Source organism: Gemmata palustris (assembly GCF_017939745.1).
In the GTDB taxonomy this organism is placed as follows: domain Bacteria; phylum Planctomycetota; class Planctomycetia; order Gemmatales; family Gemmataceae; genus Gemmata; species Gemmata palustris.
Window position 1 is genome coordinate 1,033,813 of sequence record NZ_JAGKQQ010000001.1, and the last position, 16,057, is coordinate 1,049,869.

Annotated in this window: 11 protein-coding genes; 4 read left to right on the plus strand and 7 right to left on the minus strand. The window is 67.1% G+C overall.

The window, feature by feature from the left end; translation table 11 throughout:
* Nucleotides 1–119: 119 nt before the first annotated feature.
* From J8F10_RS04250 to J8F10_RS04280, 7 genes are all read right to left on the minus strand, one after another.
* Entirely contained in the window at nt 120–1,403 is a 1,284-nt protein-coding gene (locus J8F10_RS04250; protein ID WP_210652619.1) for a phenylacetate--CoA ligase family protein, read from the minus strand.
* A gap of 153 nt (nt 1,404–1,556) precedes the next feature.
* Complete coding sequence (locus J8F10_RS04255) at nt 1,557–2,357, minus strand: biotin--[acetyl-CoA-carboxylase] ligase (RefSeq protein ID WP_210652620.1); 801 nt, start codon at nt 2,355–2,357, stop codon at nt 1,557–1,559.
* Nucleotides 2,354–3,229 carry a carboxylating nicotinate-nucleotide diphosphorylase gene (gene nadC / locus J8F10_RS04260; protein ID WP_210652621.1) on the minus strand — a complete coding sequence of 292 codons (876 nt, stop codon included), beginning with the start codon at nt 3,227–3,229 and terminating at the stop codon, nt 2,354–2,356. The genes J8F10_RS04255 and nadC overlap by 4 nt, the downstream gene beginning before the upstream one ends.
* Before the next feature lie 634 nt (nt 3,230–3,863).
* The gene (locus J8F10_RS04265) at nt 3,864–5,537 is read right to left on the minus strand and encodes a S41 family peptidase (protein ID WP_210652622.1); all 1,674 of its coding nucleotides are present in this window, start codon (nt 5,535–5,537) and stop codon (nt 3,864–3,866) included.
* A gap of 515 nt (nt 5,538–6,052) precedes the next feature.
* The gene (locus J8F10_RS04270; protein WP_210652623.1) at nt 6,053–7,018 is read right to left on the minus strand and encodes a response regulator; all 966 of its coding nucleotides are present in this window, start codon (nt 7,016–7,018) and stop codon (nt 6,053–6,055) included.
* Between the two features lie 48 nt (nt 7,019–7,066).
* Nucleotides 7,067–10,213 carry a response regulator gene (locus J8F10_RS04275; RefSeq protein ID WP_210652624.1) on the minus strand — a complete coding sequence of 1,049 codons (3,147 nt, stop codon included), beginning with the start codon at nt 10,211–10,213 and terminating at the stop codon, nt 7,067–7,069.
* Nucleotides 10,210–11,571, minus strand: a complete 1,362-nt coding sequence (locus J8F10_RS04280) for an ABC transporter substrate-binding protein (RefSeq protein ID WP_210652625.1) — start codon at nt 11,569–11,571, stop codon at nt 10,210–10,212. The genes J8F10_RS04275 and J8F10_RS04280 overlap by 4 nt, the downstream gene beginning before the upstream one ends.
* A gap of 339 nt (nt 11,572–11,910) precedes the next feature.
* Here J8F10_RS04280 and proB point away from each other — a divergent pair, with 339 nt between their 5' ends.
* From proB to J8F10_RS04300, 4 genes are all read left to right on the plus strand, one after another.
* Nucleotides 11,911–13,044: a glutamate 5-kinase gene (gene proB, locus J8F10_RS04285; RefSeq protein WP_210652626.1), complete on the plus strand. Its 1,134-nt coding sequence runs from the start codon at nt 11,911–11,913 to the stop codon at nt 13,042–13,044.
* 72 nt (nt 13,045–13,116) lie between these two features.
* On the plus strand, nt 13,117–13,707 hold the full coding sequence (locus J8F10_RS04290; protein ID WP_210652627.1) for an RNA polymerase sigma factor: 591 nt from the start codon (nt 13,117–13,119) through the stop codon (nt 13,705–13,707).
* Nucleotides 13,704–14,171: a hypothetical protein gene (locus tag J8F10_RS04295; protein WP_210652628.1), complete on the plus strand. Its 468-nt coding sequence runs from the start codon at nt 13,704–13,706 to the stop codon at nt 14,169–14,171. Before J8F10_RS04290 ends, J8F10_RS04295 begins: the two co-directional genes overlap by 4 nt.
* A gap of 176 nt (nt 14,172–14,347) precedes the next feature.
* Nucleotides 14,348–15,907, plus strand: coding sequence for a DEAD/DEAH box helicase (locus J8F10_RS04300; protein WP_315854226.1), 1,560 nt, complete (start codon nt 14,348–14,350; stop codon nt 15,905–15,907).
* Nucleotides 15,908–16,057 lie beyond the last annotated feature (150 nt).

Below are 16,057 nucleotides of genomic sequence, written 5' to 3' on the forward strand. Positions count from 1 at the left end.
CGTGCCACAAGAATCAAGCTACTCGTCCCGATCGCGGCGGGTACGTCTTTACCGCGGGAATACAAAAGGCGGGCGTGTGCGGGTCCGAAGATCGCGGTGAACTCGCGCGATCCCATCTTTCACTTCGCCCTGCGAACAACGCGGGCGGCCTTCATCTCGAATCGAGGAAGGCTGCCCGGGGCGGCCGCAGTCACATCGACCCGGAAGAACAGCTCGTCGCGGATCGCTCGGCCCACGGCGTCAGCGAGGCTCGGGCCATCGCCACTGGTGGGTTCTACTTCCAATCGCAGGTCGGCGAGCGGGTTCGTGTGGTCCACGTGAATCCGGTACTCGGCGACGGCGGGGAACCGGCGGACAATGGCCTCGATCGCGCTCGGGTACAGGTTGTTCCCGCGCACGTGGATCATGTCATCGGCGCGCCCCAAGATGCCGCCATCGAGTCGGCGCCACGAGCGCCCCGTCGGGTCGGGGGCGGCGACGACGCGGACCATATCGCCGGTCCGGTACCGGATCAGCGGGCTCCCCGTGCGGCCGAGGTTGGTCAGCACCAGTTCGCCGCTCTCGCCCTCGGAAACGGGTAGGCCGGTCTGCGCGTTCACCACTTCCGCGAGGTAGTCACATTCTAAAAGGTACATTTCGCCCGGCCGCCCGTCCGCCCCCACCGCGACCGGCCCCATTTCCGTCATGCCGTAGTGATCGAAGACCCGCGCGCCCCAAACGGCCTCGAGGCGCTGGCGCGTCGCCGGGATGTTGCCGCCCGGCTCGCCCGCGACCACGATCGCGCGAACCGCGCTGTTCGCCAAGTCGATGCCGTCTTTTGCCGCGAGTTCGGCCAGGTGCAGCGCGTAGGTGGGAGTGGCGAAGAGCACCGTGCAGCGGTGCTCGAGCAGGAACCGGAGCCGGGCCGTGCTGGTCATCCCGCCGCCGGGCATCGTGAGGAAGCCGGCCCGGGACGCGGCCTCGAACGCGCTCCAGAATCCGAGAAACGGGCCGAACGAGAACGGGAAGAACAGCCGGTCCTTTTGACTCAACCCGATCAGCGCGAAGTTCGTGTTCCAGCACCCGATGAGCCACTCCCACGACTCCAGCGTGTCGAGCCAGTGGAGCGGGCGCCCCGTGGTGGTGCCGGAGGTCTGGTGGAACCGGGTGTAGCTCTCCACCGGGAAGGTCAGGTTCGTGCCGTAGGGCGGGTGCGCGGCCTGGTCCGCCGTCAGTTCGGCTTTCGTTGTGAACGGGAACCGCGCGAACGTTTCGAGCGAATCGATCGCGCGCGGGTCGCGCTGGGCGAATTTGCGGGCGTAGAACGTGTTCCCCGGGAGCACGGTCGCGAGGAGCCGGCGCACCGCCGCGAGTTGCGCGGCCCGGAGCTGATCGGCGGGGGTATCGAGGGGAACCGTCGGCATCGGACACTCGGAGCCGGATAGCGGGCGGGCGGTGGGGCGGGCCATGCACCGGAGCGCGTCGACTTCGACGGGCGCCCAGGATTTTCAGGGCATACAGGTACTGGTCGGGCCTCTTACAGTGAGCGCCCGGCACCCGGGCGAACCGCGGCGCGATCAGACCGCGCGGACGTGCGCCACGGCTTCCGGCGCAATAACGCGCACGAAACCTTCCGCGTCTTCCACCTCCAGGCCGTCGAAACTCATGTCGCGCAACCGGCCCGTGGTGCTCGCGCCGCCGAGGTGCTCGATGACGACCTGCCGGCCGAGTAAGCCGATGCGCCACTTCCAGTCCGCTTCGACGGCGCCGCGCTCGCCCGCACAGAGGCGCGCGAACTCCCGGTCGAGTTTCTGGATCACCACGCCGGCCGCCGCGCGCGCGTCGATCGTGCCCCCGGAGACGATCCCCAGCGAGGTCGCGGCGGGCAGGTTCGCCCGCGCGAACTCTTCGGCCGTCTGCGTGAGGTTCAGGCCGACCCCGGCGACGGTCGTGAGGGCGCCCGCGCTGCTACTCTGCTCGATGAGGATTCCGCAGATTTTCTTTTCGGAAACGAGCAGGTCGTTGGGCCACTTGAGGCGGGCTTGCGCGCCCGTGAGCGCCCGGACCGCGTCCGCGATCGCGACCGCGACCCACGCGGTCAAGATGACCGGGCGCTGCAGTTCGGCGGGCGGGCGGACGATGACCGACATCAGCAGTGAACTCCCGGGGCGGCTCGTCCACGTGCGCCCGTACTGCCCGCGCCCCGCGCGCTGGTGGTCGGCGATCAGTACCAACCCGTCCGTGTTCTCCTCTGATGCGGCGAGGGCCGCGCCGAGCGAAAGGGTGCTGTCGACGGAGTCGTACACCAATACGCGCCGCCCGATGCGCTCGGTGTCGAAGCGCCACGTCTCGCGCGGAACGAAGGGGGGAGTGCTCACGCCGTGTAGTCCAGTCCGATGTCCAGGGCGGGGGCGGAGTGCGTGAGGGCGCCCACGCTGATGCGGTCCACTCCGGTGGCGGCGATGTCGCGAATCGTCGTCAAATTCACGTTGCCCGAGGCTTCCAACAGCGTGGCCGGGTTGACCTCGTTGCGCCGATCGATCGCCAACCGCAGTTGGTCGAGGGTCATGTTGTCGAGCAGCGCGATGTCCGCTTTCACCGCGAGCGCGTGCTCGAGCTGTTCGAGGGTGTCCACTTCCACCTCGACGGGGAGCCCTGCGTTCCCGGGGTAGTTCCGCGCTGCTTCAACGGACTTGCCCACGTCGCCGAGCAGACCCGCGATGTGGTTGTCCTTGATCAGAATGCCGTCGAACAACCCGATCCGGTGGTTCGTCCCCCCGCCCGCGCGAACGGCGTATTTTTCCAGGAGCCGCCAACCCGGTGTCGTTTTGCGCGTGTCGAGCACTTGGGCGGGGAACCCGCGTGCGGCGTCAACGTACCGGCGCGTCAGGGTCGCCACGCCACTCAAACGCTGCAGGAAGTTCAGTGCGGTGCGCTCGGCCGCGAGGACCGCGCGCAGCGGCCCGGAAATCGTCGCGAGGAGCGTTCCGCGTTCCGTGGCGGTGCCGTCGGGGACCGCCTGAACAAAGGCCAGGTCCGCACTGATCGCGCGGCACACGCGCTCCGCAACGGGCAAACCCGCGACCACGCCCACCGAGCGCGCGACGAACGCGGCTTTCGCGCGCGTTGTTTCCGGGATCGTGGCGAGGCTCGTGCGGTCGCCGGTCGTGCCCAGGTCTTCCGCGAGCGCCAGCCGAATGATCGCGTCCGCCGCATCCGTTTCTGCGGCGGTGAGAGAGGACGTGCTCATGCCGTTACGGTAATCGGCCGGACCTGTGGTGACGAGCCTTCTGCGAAAAAACGAGATGGTGACCCCGCACTTGGTGAGCAACGCACGTCGTTCAGTTTTGGGTGCGCGACCACGGAGCAACGATCCACCACCCACCGGACGCGGCAGCAGCGAGGTGGAGCGATTGTGCGGGAGCGATCGATTGAACCCGTTTCATGGGGCACTCGGGGCGCCCCGCGGGACAACGGAAACTTGCGGGCAAGAACCCGCAAGACGTGACAGCCCGCGCCGATGGTTCGAGTTGGCAGATGCCGAAGGTGCGAAATACTGCGGCCACTCGCGGCAGGAGAATAACTTCTTCGTGCCCCGATAGGTACGTAGTCCAGTCCTCGATCCAGTCGGCCATTCGCACGGAATCATCGTGCGGCACGAAACGCCCGCCAATCACTGTGGGGAGGTGTTCCCAGTCGTCGGGACGATCGGTGGCGGCGGATTGAGGGGTAAAGAAATACGATTCGCGGCGCGAGTCCCACAACTCTGATAACTCACGCTGTTCGGTTTCGGCGAGAGTTGCCCACCAGCGCTCGATCACACGGTGCGCGTCCTCTGGAATTGTGCTGATGAGATCCAGAGGAGGGTTAAGTGGCACGGTTCCTCACGGAATCATGGGCGGGGCCGGGATCGGCTGCATCATCCGGCCGGTCGCCAGTTCCTGGGCCTTGTCCGCGGCGAGTTCGAGCTGGAGCGTCGGGTCCGCTTCCAGGAAGTGCGGGCTGATGCCGCTCCCGCTGATCGGGCCGCTCGTTGGGGCGACCAGCTTCGCGATGGTCACGCGCACGCTGCCCGTTTTGCTCACCTTCTTGCCGGTCGCGGGGTCGAGGTCGTCGAGTGTGACGAGCCGCAGCGAGTGCTGCATGGTTCCCTTGCCGAAGCTCGGCACCCCAACGAGGGTGGCGCGGTTGTTGTCCTTCAGGGCCGCCGCGAGCACTTCGGCCGCGGACGCGGTTTCGGTGTCGATCAGGAGCACGACGGGAATGTCGTGTGCGCTCATTCCCGTTGAGGAACTGAAGACCTGGTTGGCGACTTCGCTCACCTGGCCCTGGGTCGTAACGATCAACCCGGTGGGGAGCAGGCGCCGGGCGGTCTCGACACCCGCCAAGAACGATCCGCCGTGATTGCCCCGCAAATCGATGACGATCGCGCGCGCGCCGCTCAGCTTCAGTCCAGAAATGGCTTCGTCCAGTTCGCGCGGGGTACTGGTTTGGAAGTTCCCGATGCGGACGTAGCCGACGAACTTGTCCGGGACCATGCGCGTGCCGTAGACGGACGGGAGCGTGAGGGGAATGCGCACTTCGATTTTCGCATCGTCGCCGGCCCCCCTCACGTCGAGTTGGTGGAGCCCTTCGATCGGGGTGCGGAGCGCCCCGGCCGCCCCGGACAACCCGGCCGCGTCCATCGTGCGATTGTTCAACCGCGTGATGCGGTCCCCGCGCCGCAGTTGTGGGTACGTCAACGCGACCCACGAATTCGGGACGATCCCTTCGATCACCAGGGTGTTTTTGTCGATACCGAGGTACAGACCGGCCGAGGAAAGGTCCGGAACCGCAGTGGTATCGGCGCTCGGGGCGAGGAAGACCGTGTACTCGTCCAACCCGCTGCACGCACCGCAAGCGGCTTCGATCGCGAACGCGGCCGGGATTCGCACTGTGAAATGGTCCTGTGCGGACGCGATCAGGCGCCGCAGCCCGCTGTGCGCTTCTTTGTGGTCGGTAACGGTGCGCTTGGCCCACTGTTGACGGAGGGCCAAGCGGAACTGGTCCAGTTTGTCGGTTCGGGGGTTGTCGAGAAAAGCCCGCTTGAACGCCGGGTTGCCCAGCGCGCGGTCGATTTCTTCGATCGCGAAGCCCCACAAGTTCTGTACCGCGGCTTTTTCGCGGTCCGCGTAGACCGCCGGGAGCTTTTGGAACACTTCGACGAACAGATCCAACCCGCTGTCGAGTTGCATCCCGTTCACGAACTGTTGGAACCCGGGGTCACGGTGCCGGCGGAGTTGCTGCGTGTAGCGCAGTGCGACATTGAGCTTCTCGCGCAACTCGGGCGAGTTGCGGTCGGAAACGAACAGGTGGCAGTAGGCGTTGAACGCGGCTTCCCAGTCCCCAGCTTTCTCCGCCTTCTCTGCGATCTCGCGCAGTTGGGCCGGGGTGGGTTTCGTCGGGCGCGCTATTTTGGGTTCCGGTGTACCGCTGGCCGGGGTGGAGGTGAACACGAACGCGCTCAGAACGAGCACGCACGCCCCTCCGAACCGGCGGATTGTCGCCCACGCGGTCATTGCGGTAATCTCCGATGGTCGATTCGCGAAGAACGCAACGGCGCGACATTCGAGGAGAGAAGCGAATGGCCACCTGTGGAAAGATATTAACCACACGCCCGTGGGCGCGTCAAACGAAAGTTATGAATGACGTTACACAAGGGTGACGTGCGACGCTCTTATTCTAGCGCCTGCCTTTGACTGAGCGCGGAGTCGCTAGTCTGCGGTAGTACCGTGGTGCGCCGGCAGCGGCGCGCGATTTGAGGGCGCGTGCATCCACATGAATCGCCGTAAATTGCAAACCTGATGCGATTTAAGTTCGTCGAGAAGAGCCGATTGCCGACGCTTGGTTGTTCCCTTTTTTTCTTGGAACGCTGAGTTCTAGCTTGAACTCGGCGCCACACGTACCGAAGTTCTCGGATCGTTTTCGGAGGGCGAAAAGGCGGCCTGCGGTCTTCAAACGGCAGGGGCCGAAACCACTTTCAGAGCCCCGTCCGAGAGCGGACCTCGGGCGGAATATTCGTTGGCCACCTGCGCTAGGCGGGCTGCGGGTCGGCCCGTTTGACGAGTGTGATTTCGTTGCCGGTGGCGTTGTGCGAGACGGCGTCCATGAACGCCTGGATGAGCAGGAGCCCGCGCCCGCTGGCCTTCTCCAGGTTGGCCGGGTCCGTGGGGTCGGGCAGCGTGCCCGGGTCGAACCCCGGCCCCTCGTCCCGGATCACGAACACGGCCTCGCCCGGGCGCACCCGGGCCGTCACGTGCAGGCGCCGGTCCCGGTACGGGGGCTGGTACCGGCGCTCCTTGGCCCGGCGCTCGAACTCCCCGCTCCCGTCCTGGCGCAGGTCCGAACTCAGTTCCAGGTTCCCGTGGTACAGCCCGTTGAGCAGAGCTTCTTCCAGGGCCACACCGACCCGGGTCCGGTCCGACGCGGCGCACGCGCCCATTTGGGTCACCTGGCCCTGCAGGTACGTGACCAGTGCGGGCACCAGCGCCGGGTCGTTCTCCAGTTCCAGCCGGCTCTCGACCGACGCGAACGAGCCGAACAGCTTCTGCTGGCGCCGGTCCCCGCGCGCCGCGTTGAGCACCTGCTCGATGGTCGCCGCCAGGTCCTTCGCCAGGGTGCGCTTGGGCACGTAACTCGCGGCCCCGTTGCGCAGGGCCTCGATCGCGATCTCCTCGCTCCCGTTGCCCGTCATCAGGACCACCGGGATCGTGGGGAACCGGTCCCGGATCGTGCGCACGAGTTCGAGCCCGTCCATCCCGGGCATCTGCAGGTCCGTGAGCACCACCGTGGGCGCGGACCGTGCGATCAGGTCCAGGGCCGCGAGCCCGTCGGGGGCGTACACGGCGCGCAGGCCCGAGTCCTTTTCGACCAGGCGCCCTGCGACCCGGCGGTCGATGGCCGAGTCGTCCACGACCAGAACCGTCGGAACCTCGGACCCCTCGACCGGTGCCGCGTCGGATACCGTTTCGGGTGCCGTGGGCGAATGTGCCGACACCATATGTTCGTCCCTCAATTTCGGATCGGAGAAGAAGGTAATAAACAGTGCTCACGCGCTCCAGACGGTGAGCTCGGCCGTCACCGAGCCGAGCTGCTGCTCGAGCCCCGGGACCAGCCCGTGGGCCTCGTCCAGTGCCCCGGTCTTGGCCAGCGCCTCGATCCGGTTGGCCAGTTCGACCGCGCCTTTGGCCCCGAAGTTCCCGACCGCGCCCTTGATCGTGTGGGCCGCGCGCCGGACCCCGGGGGCGTCCCCGGCCCCGAGCGCGGCGCGCAGCTCCCCGAGCTGGCGCGGGCACTCCCGGACGAACAGCCCCGCGATCTCGCGCAACAGGTCCTCGTCCCCGGCCATGCACCGCAGCGCCGCGGCCCGGTCCACCACGGCCCCGCGCGCCCGCGCCACGGGTGCCGGCGTGGGGTCCGTCGGTGACGGGAGGGCCGCGGGTTCCGGGGGCGCGCCCGGCTGGGTCTCGACGACGGCCCCGGGGAGTACCTGTGCGAGCACCCGGTTCAGGTGCTCGAACTGGACCGGCTTGGACACGTACCCGTCCATACCCGCCGCGAGGCACCGCTCCGCGTCGCCCTTCATCGCGTGCGCGGTCATCGCCACGATCGGCTGGTGGCACCCGGTCCCGGCCTCCCGCGCGCGGATCGCCCCGGTCGCCTCGAGCCCGCCCATCTCGGGCATCTGCAGGTCCATCAGGATCACGTCGAACCGGCGCGCGCCCGACAGGTCCACCGCGATGCGCCCGTTCGGGGCCACGGTCACCCGGTGCCCGCTCTTTTCGAGTACCGTGACCGCGAGCTTCTGGTTCACCGGGTTGTCCTCGGCGAGCAGGATGTCCAGGGCGCGCAACCGCACCGCTGGGGTCGCGCCCGGGGGCGCGATCGCGTGCGCCGTCCGGGCCGGAGGCCCCCCGACCGCGCACGCGATCGCGTCCAGAACCTCGGACTGCTTGGCCGGCTTCATCAGGTACCGGTCGATCCCGCACTCCCGGTACCGGGTGCCCTCTTGGGGGCCGGCCGACGAGAGCATGACCACGCTCGTGCCGCCCAGGGCCGGGTCCGCGCGGATCGCGCCGGCGACCGCGAACCCGTCCATCTCGGGCATCATCGCGTCGAGGAGCACTAAGGGGAACGGCTCCCCGCGCCCGGCCGCCTCGCGCAGCGCGTCCAGGGCCAGTTGCCCCCCGTCCACCGCGACCGGGTGCATGCGCCAGTTCCGGAGCATCTCGATCAGGATGCGCCGGTTGGTCCCGTTGTCGTCCACGATGAGCACCGGGAGCCCGTCCAGGGCCGCCCCGCCCAGGCGCCGCACGCGCGACGGGGCGCCCTGGGCGCGCCCGAACCGGGCCGTGAAGTGGAACGTGCTCCCGTGCCCGAGTGCGCTCTCGGCCCAGATGCGCCCGCCCATGAGTTCGACCAGGCGCGCGGAGATCGTGAGCCCGAGCCCGGTGCCCCCGTACTTGCGCGTGGTGGACCCGTCGGCCTGCACGAACGGCTCGAAGACGGCCCCGAGTTTGTTCGCGGGGATCCCGATCCCCGTGTCGGTCACCGCGAAGTGGAGGAGCGGGGCCGCGTCGCCCGGTTCCTCCAGGGACACGCGCACCACGACCTCGCCCCGGTCCGTGAACTTGATCGCGTTGCCCACCAGGTTGATGACCACCTGGCGCACGCGCCCCACGTCCCCGACGAGCCCGTCGGGGACCGCGTCGTCGATCTGGCACGCGAGCTCGAGCCCCTTGCCCTGGGCGCGCGCGGCCACGGTCTTGAGCGTGTCCCCCAGGGCGTCGCGCAGGGCGAACGGGGTCGGGTCCAGGTCCAGCTTCCCGGCCTCGACCTTCGAGAAGTCCAGGATGTCGTTGATGACGGTCAGGAGCGCGTCGGCCGAGGACCGCACCAGCTCCAGGTACTCGCGCTGGGCGGGCGCCAAACGGGTCTCCAGGGCCAGTTCCGTCATCCCGATGATGCCGTTCATCGGTGTGCGGATCTCGTGGCTCATGTTCGCCAGGAACTCGCTCTTGGCGCGGTTCGCCGCCTCTGCCGCCTCTTTCGCCTGGCGCAGTTCGGCGTTCAGGCGCTTGCGCTCGCTGATCTCCACGAAGGTCACGACCGAGCCGACGATCTGACCGTCGTCCCGGTACATGGGGTTGGACCAGTATTCCACCGGGAAACTGGTCCCGTCCGCGCGCCAGAAGACCTCGTCGTCGGCGTGCGCCCCCTGGCCCATTTGGAGGGCGCGATAAATCGCGGACTTCAGGGCTGAGCGGGGGCTGCCGTCGGCGCGGCTGTGGTGGAGCAGTTCGGGCATGTTGCGGCCGAGTAGGTCCGCGGCACTGGCGTACCCCAGGAGCCGGGCGCACGCCGGGTTGCAGAAGATGCAGGTGCCCGCCAGATCGATCCCGTAAATCGCTTCCACGGTCGAGTCGAGCAGTCGCTTGAACTGCTCTTTGAGTCCCACCTCGCGCGCGGTCACCTCGAGCGCCATCGAGCGGAACGCCTGGGTGAGCTCGGCGACCTCGCCGTTGCCCCGGGCGGCCGGGAACCAGTCCGGGAGCGTCCCCGGGGCGCTCGCGGCGAGGCCGTCGCTCGACGCGAGCCGCTGGGCACTGGTCGTCAGCCGGCGCAGCGGGTGCGTGACGTGCTGCATGAGCGCGACGGTCGCCAGCGCGCTGGTGATGAACAACAGGAACAGCACCGCGGCCATTTGCCGGATGTTCCGCCAGACGGTGGCCCGGATCGGCGCGCGGTCCATCCCGACGTGAACGTACCCGGCCCGGCCCGCGAGGATGGGGCTGCACACGTGGATGCAGTCGCCAATGCCCGCGACGTGCGTGCGCTGGACGGTGGTCCGGTGGGGGTTGCCGGGGAGGTGTGTCACGTGCTCCGGGACGCTCGGCACGAACGTGTGGGCAACGACCTCGCGCCGGGCGTCCACGACCAGGACGTAGGCGAGCCCCGGGGTCCGGTCCCGGCGCTCGTCGATCATCGCCTGGACGGTGGCGGGGTCGTGGTTGAGCAGGGTTTCGGTGCCGGCGCCGGCGATGTTCTCGGCGACCCCTTTCCCCTTCGTCTCGAACTCGGCCGTCAGGGTCCGGTCGATGCTCCGGCCCAGGAAGACGGCCAGGACCAGCATGGTGACGCCGAACAACCCGACCAGAACGAGCAGCGTCCGCGGTAACAGCCCGGAGAGTTTCATTTGCGCCACGCCCCCCAGTCGGTCAGCGGCTCGAACGCCCCGTCCCGCACCACCGTGTAGTAGACGCGCTCGGACGCCTGGTGGCGGTCGGGTCCGAAGGAGAACGGCACCCCGGTGCCGAGGTCGAGGGCGCGGACGGATTCGGCCGCTTGCCGGAGCCGCTGGCGCTCGAGCGGGGCGCCCATTTTCTCCAGGAGGGCGACGAGGAGTTTGGCGTTCAGGAACCCCTCCAGGCTCACAAAACTGTGCGGGACCGGCTTGTAATCGCTCGACATCAGGTGGTCGGGGGGGCGCGGCTCGTAGCGGGCCATCAGCTCCCGGTACTCGCGGACCGCGGGCAGCGTGAGGTCGTCGTAGCTCGGCACCACCTGGGAGTTAATCAGCCCGCGGGTGTAATCCGTTCCGCTCGCGCGGCCCGCCTCCTGGAGCAGGGCGAGCAGGCTCTCGCTGCCGACAAAGGAGACGTTCGCGATGGGGACGTCCCAGCCGGTGTCGCGCGCGTCCCGGGCGAAAGCCGCACACGCCGCATACGAGCCGATGCAAATGACCGCGTCCGGTTCGCCCGCTCGTAGGATCTCAACTTGTTGCGCGAGGCTCGCGTCGAAGGTCGTGCCGCGCCGGTAGGTCGCTTCCCCGGTCATCTTGAGCCCGTGCCGACCCAGCGCGGACCGAACGCCCTCCCACCCGTTGCGCCCGTAGGCGTCGATCTGGTAGAAGACCGCGATCCGTTTCCGACCCACCTGGACGAAGTGGTCCACGAGCCCGGCGGTTTCCTGGTAGTACGACGCCCGCAGGTTGAAGGCGAACTCGCCGTAGGGCGGCTGGCGCTGGGGCTGCGCGCCCGTGAACGGGCAGAAGAGGAAGACGGACCGGTCGCGGTCGCGTTTGAGGAGCGGGAGGCAGCGCGTCGTGGTGGGGGTGCCGACGTAATTGAACAGGAGGAACACGTCGTCCTCCTCGATCAGCCGGACCGTGTTATCGATCGCCGGCCCCGGGTTGTACCCGTCGTCGTAGGCCCGGACGACGATCTTTCGGCCGTGGACCCCGCCGCGGGCGTTGGTGTGGTCGAAGTACGCTTTCGATCCCCGGTACAGTTCGATGCCCAGTCCGCGGCTCGGACCCGAGAACGGGGCGGACATGCCGAACGCGATTTCGTCCTCGCGCACGGGACCAGAAGGGCCGCGCGGGGCGAGTTGCGCCTCTTCGGGCGCCGACTGGCCCGCGTCGGCAGAACTCCACTCCCCGGCGCCAACAAATACGTACCACGCCGACGCTCCGACGCCCAGGGCCAGGGCTCCCGCGATCAGGAGTGCGCGGAGTCGGCCCGCTCCGGTCCGTTCGCGGGCCTCCTGGTTCATGGTTCGTGCCCCGCGTTTGTTCTTGAGAATCTGATTGGGTGGAGATCGTTCGCCTGTGCTCGACAGGACTCTAGTTCGGGTGGGGCGCGCGTGCGGGCCTTTTTTTCGCCCCCCTGCAAAACTCTTCAGTTCCCGACGTCAACTTCCGTTCGCCACCCGAATCGGCGCACTTTGGTGCGTGCGAGAAGGAAAAAATCGCGCCTTCGTACAGAGGGGTGTTGATGCGCGTGAACGCGCCGGGGCTTCCGGGATCTCGCACCTCAAGAATTCCCGTTGTCCGGTTTCGCTCTTGCGGTTACCAAGACGACAACTTCATTCGGTTGCAGCGCGGGGCAGATAATGGTCGATTCGGTTCGCCAGGATGTCGTGTCGGCGGCCAGTACGGTCGTCATCAAGGTCGGTACGAACGTGTTGGCCGATTCGACCGGGCACCTGGACCGGCACCGCATTCAGTCGCTCGCGGACCAGCTCCACCGTATTCGGCTGAGCGGACGAAGGGTCGTACTTGTTACGTCCGGGGCCATCGGAGCGGGGGTCGGGAAGCTGGCACTCGGGAAGCGCCCCACCGACCTGTCGCACTTACAAGCGTGCGCCGCGGTCGGGCAATCGACACTGATGCAGCTCTACCAGGAGAGCCTCACCCCGTATGGCATCCACACCGCGCAGATTTTGCTGACGGCGAGCGATTTCGAGAACCGCGCCCGGTACCTGAACGCCCGGAACACGATTGTCACGCTGTTCGAGTACGGCGCGCTGCCGATCATCAACGAGAACGACACGGTTTCGGTCGCGGAGATCAAGTTCGGCGACAACGACCACCTCGCCGCAATGGTCACGAACCTTCTGCTCGCGCCTCTGCTGGTGCTTTTAACAAATGTGGACGGTCTGTACTCGGACGACCCCCGGGTGAACCCGGACGCCAAACTCGTCGCGACCGTGCCGAATATCGATCAATCCGTGACCGGGCTGGCGGCCGATACGAAAAGTGCCCTCGGTACGGGGGGAATGGAGAGCAAACTGAAAGCGGCGCGCCTGGTGACGGTCGCGGGCGAAGCCGTCATCATGGCGAACGGCTCCCTCGATGGCATTTTGGACCGCGTGTTCGCCGGGGAGCCGGTGGGGACACTGTTTTTGCCCCACGGGGAAGGGGTTTCGTCGCGAAAGCGGTGGTTCGGGCTGACGGTACGCCCGAAGGGGGTATTTCGGCTCGATGCGGGGGCGCGGCAAGCTGTTCTCGACGGGCGAAGTTTACTCCCGATCGGCGTCACGGCTGTCGAAGGCGAGTTCGGAAAAGGTGACGTGGTATCGATTTGTGCTCCGAATGGTACCGAAGTGGCGCGCGGGCTGAGTAACTACTCCTCCAGCGCGGCCCAGCGCATTTGCGGGCTCCACACGGAACGCATCGCGGCCGTTTTGGGGAGCGTCCCGTACCCGGAACTGGTTCATCGCGACAATCTCGTACTGACGAGTTAGAATGCCGGTTGGGGGTCGTCTTTATGTGGACGGACGACCGCTGAACGCGATTCCCGCGGCTGACAAGTGACGATGCCGAAAGGCGAAGCGAATCCCCCGGACCCGCCCGGCGGCTCCACCAGGCGGGCGGAGTTTGAGGCGCTTCACCAACAATACAGTCGAGAAGTCTGGGCGCTCGCTTACGCCCGGTGGATGGATTCCGATCTCGCGATGGACATCACCCAAGAGGCGTTCCTGCGGCTCTGGAAGCAGTGGGAGGCCGGCGGAGAGGACATCCAAAACCCGCGCGCCTGGCTGTTGCGGGTCGCGCGTAACCTTGCGGAAGATTATGCGAAAAGCGCGTTTCGGCGGAACGGAACGCAGCCCCCGGAACTACTCAATGGGGTGCGGTCCTCGCAACCGCTCCCGGTCGACGAACTGGAACGGCAGGAGCAGTTCGCCCAGTTGCGCGCGGTTCTCGACGAACTCGCGCCCGCGGACCGAGAAATATTGACGCTCCGATACGCCCTAGATTTCGATGCGAACACCATCGCCGAACAGCTCAACGTGGCTGTCACGGCGGTCCACATGCGGTTGAGTCGGGCGCGCCAGCGGCTCGCCGAACGGCTCTCGATTCACGGAGACTTCGCTTCCGGTGATTCCGCGAGCGAAACTAACACATGAACACGACCTCTCCTAAACACGACAACCACGAACACGCCGCGGACGAACTCGACCGGCTGTTTTCGGACTTCTTCAAGTCCCAGCTCAAGAAGCCGTGGCCGAAGGCGCCGATCCCCGCGCCCCGCGCAACGGCCGAGCCGTCCGAGCTGATCGCGATGCGGGCCACCGAAGCCCCGCGAAACGCTCCGCCAGCGCCCGCGAAGCCCCGCGACAATACGGCTCGCGCCCGGTTCACACTCGCCGCATCCGTCGCGCTGCTGCTCGGCACCGGCTGGCTGATGACGAACGGTTACGAACCGGGTACCCGGTCGATCGGGTGCCCCGTGCCGGCGACGAACGGACCGGGGATGTTGCCCGGCAGTGGCGCCGATGGCGATACTCACCTTCCGCTCAAGAAAATGGGCGAAGACAAGGCCAAGAGCGGTGATGGCGGAACCAAGTTCGATCTCAACAAGGGCGAGTGAGCCGAAGTTTCAACACGAACGCCCGGCCACATTGCGTGGCCGGGTGTTCGGCTTTTCCGGTCATTTCGTAAGATGAGTAGACAATTCCGCACCTTTTGGCTTACCATGTGTGGTAGAGAATCGTTTCTCCCGGCGTTGCTGCGCCGCACATTCACGCATTCTTACTGATGGAGTATGTGTTGATTCCCCCAACTGACGGGGACGATTGGACCGTTCCCGAATCCGAAGAAACTCACGTCCCCGCCGATGAGCCGCCTTCCGACGAGCCGGTTGACGCCCCCCCGCCCGACGAAGCCGCGACCGCGGACGACGATTTCGCTGATGAAGGCGACGAAGGCGAAGCCGATCCCGCGGACGACCCCGATCACGAATCCGCCCCGCCGCCGGAAACCGACCCCGCGATGGTCTTCGCGGACCTGCAGTTGATGCGCCCCCTTATGGACGCCATCAACTCGGCTGGGTACAAGCACCCGACGCCGATCCAGGAAGCGGTCATTCCGCCGGCCCTGCGCGGCAAAGACGTGATCGGGCAGGCGCAAACGGGCACCGGGAAGACGGCCGCGTTCCTGATCCCGTTCCTCAATCGCTGGCGCCCGCACACCCTCAAAGGGCCGATCGGCGTCGTGATGACGCCGACGCGCGAACTCGCGCTCCAGATCGCGACCGAGGCCGAGAAGCTCGCGCCGAGCAGCCGGTTCCGGTGCGTGCCGGTCTACGGCGGCACCGGGATGCAGCGGCAACTGACGGGCCTCGCCCGCGGGTGCGACTTGGTCGTGGGCACGCCGGGCCGGATGCTCGATCACCTGCAGCGCGGATCGATGTCGCTCTCGCAGGTCCGCTACGCGGTGCTGGACGAAGCGGACCGGATGCTCGACATCGGGTTCCGCGACGACATCGAGCGCATCCTGAAGCGGTGCCCGACCGAGCGCCAAACGCTGCTCATGTCGGCGACCGTGCCCGATTCGATCAAGCGCCTCGTGAACCGGTACATGAAGGACCCGGTTCACCTGCACATGACGCCGAACACGCCGACGGTGGACAAGATCCGCCAGAGCTATTTCACGGTGGACGCGGACCGCAAGTTCGAGCTGCTGAAGCGCGTCGTCGAGCGCGAGAAGCCGCGCCAGTGCCTCATCTTCGTCGAGCGCAAGCGCTGGGCGGACAACTTGTACCGCGACCTCAAGCGCGCGGTCCCGAAGGCCGCGGTGATCCACGGCGACCTGCCGCAATCGCAGCGCGAAAAGATCATGGCCGCGTTCCGCACGGGCGAGATCAAGTACCTGATCGCCACCGACGTGATGAGCCGCGGCATCGACGTGTCGAACCTGTCGCACGTCATCAACTACGACCTGCCGATGGACATCGAGAACTACGTCCACCGGATCGGGCGCACCGGGCGCATCGGCAAGGACGGGATCGCGATCTCGTTCGCGCTGCCGGAGCAGGGCGAGCAGCTCACCAACATCGAGATGATGATTAACCGGCTCATCGAGGCCGATAACATCGAGGGGTTCGAGTCCGCTGCGCCCCGCGCGAAAGGCCCGGCCCGCGACGTGAAAGTGATCTTCACCGGCCTGGATTCAGTGAAGCCTCCGCCGAAGCCCGACGGCGAAGACGACGGCTGGGGCGACGACGCTCCCCCCGCCAACCCCGACGCGGGCACGGGCGGCGCGGAAGAACCGACGAAGAAGCCGGTCTTCGGGCGCCGGAACAAGCGGTACAGTCAGCGGCTCTGATTCGGGGTCGCGAATGGAGTGGGTACGAGAGATCCCGTACAGGCTCATTCTTCTGGCGCTGGTCGGTTGGTTAGCCGTGCGCCACTGGCACTCACCCACCGCTTCGGATCTCTCGAAGCGGTCCGTTCTTGGCTGCACGGTCGGCGCGGT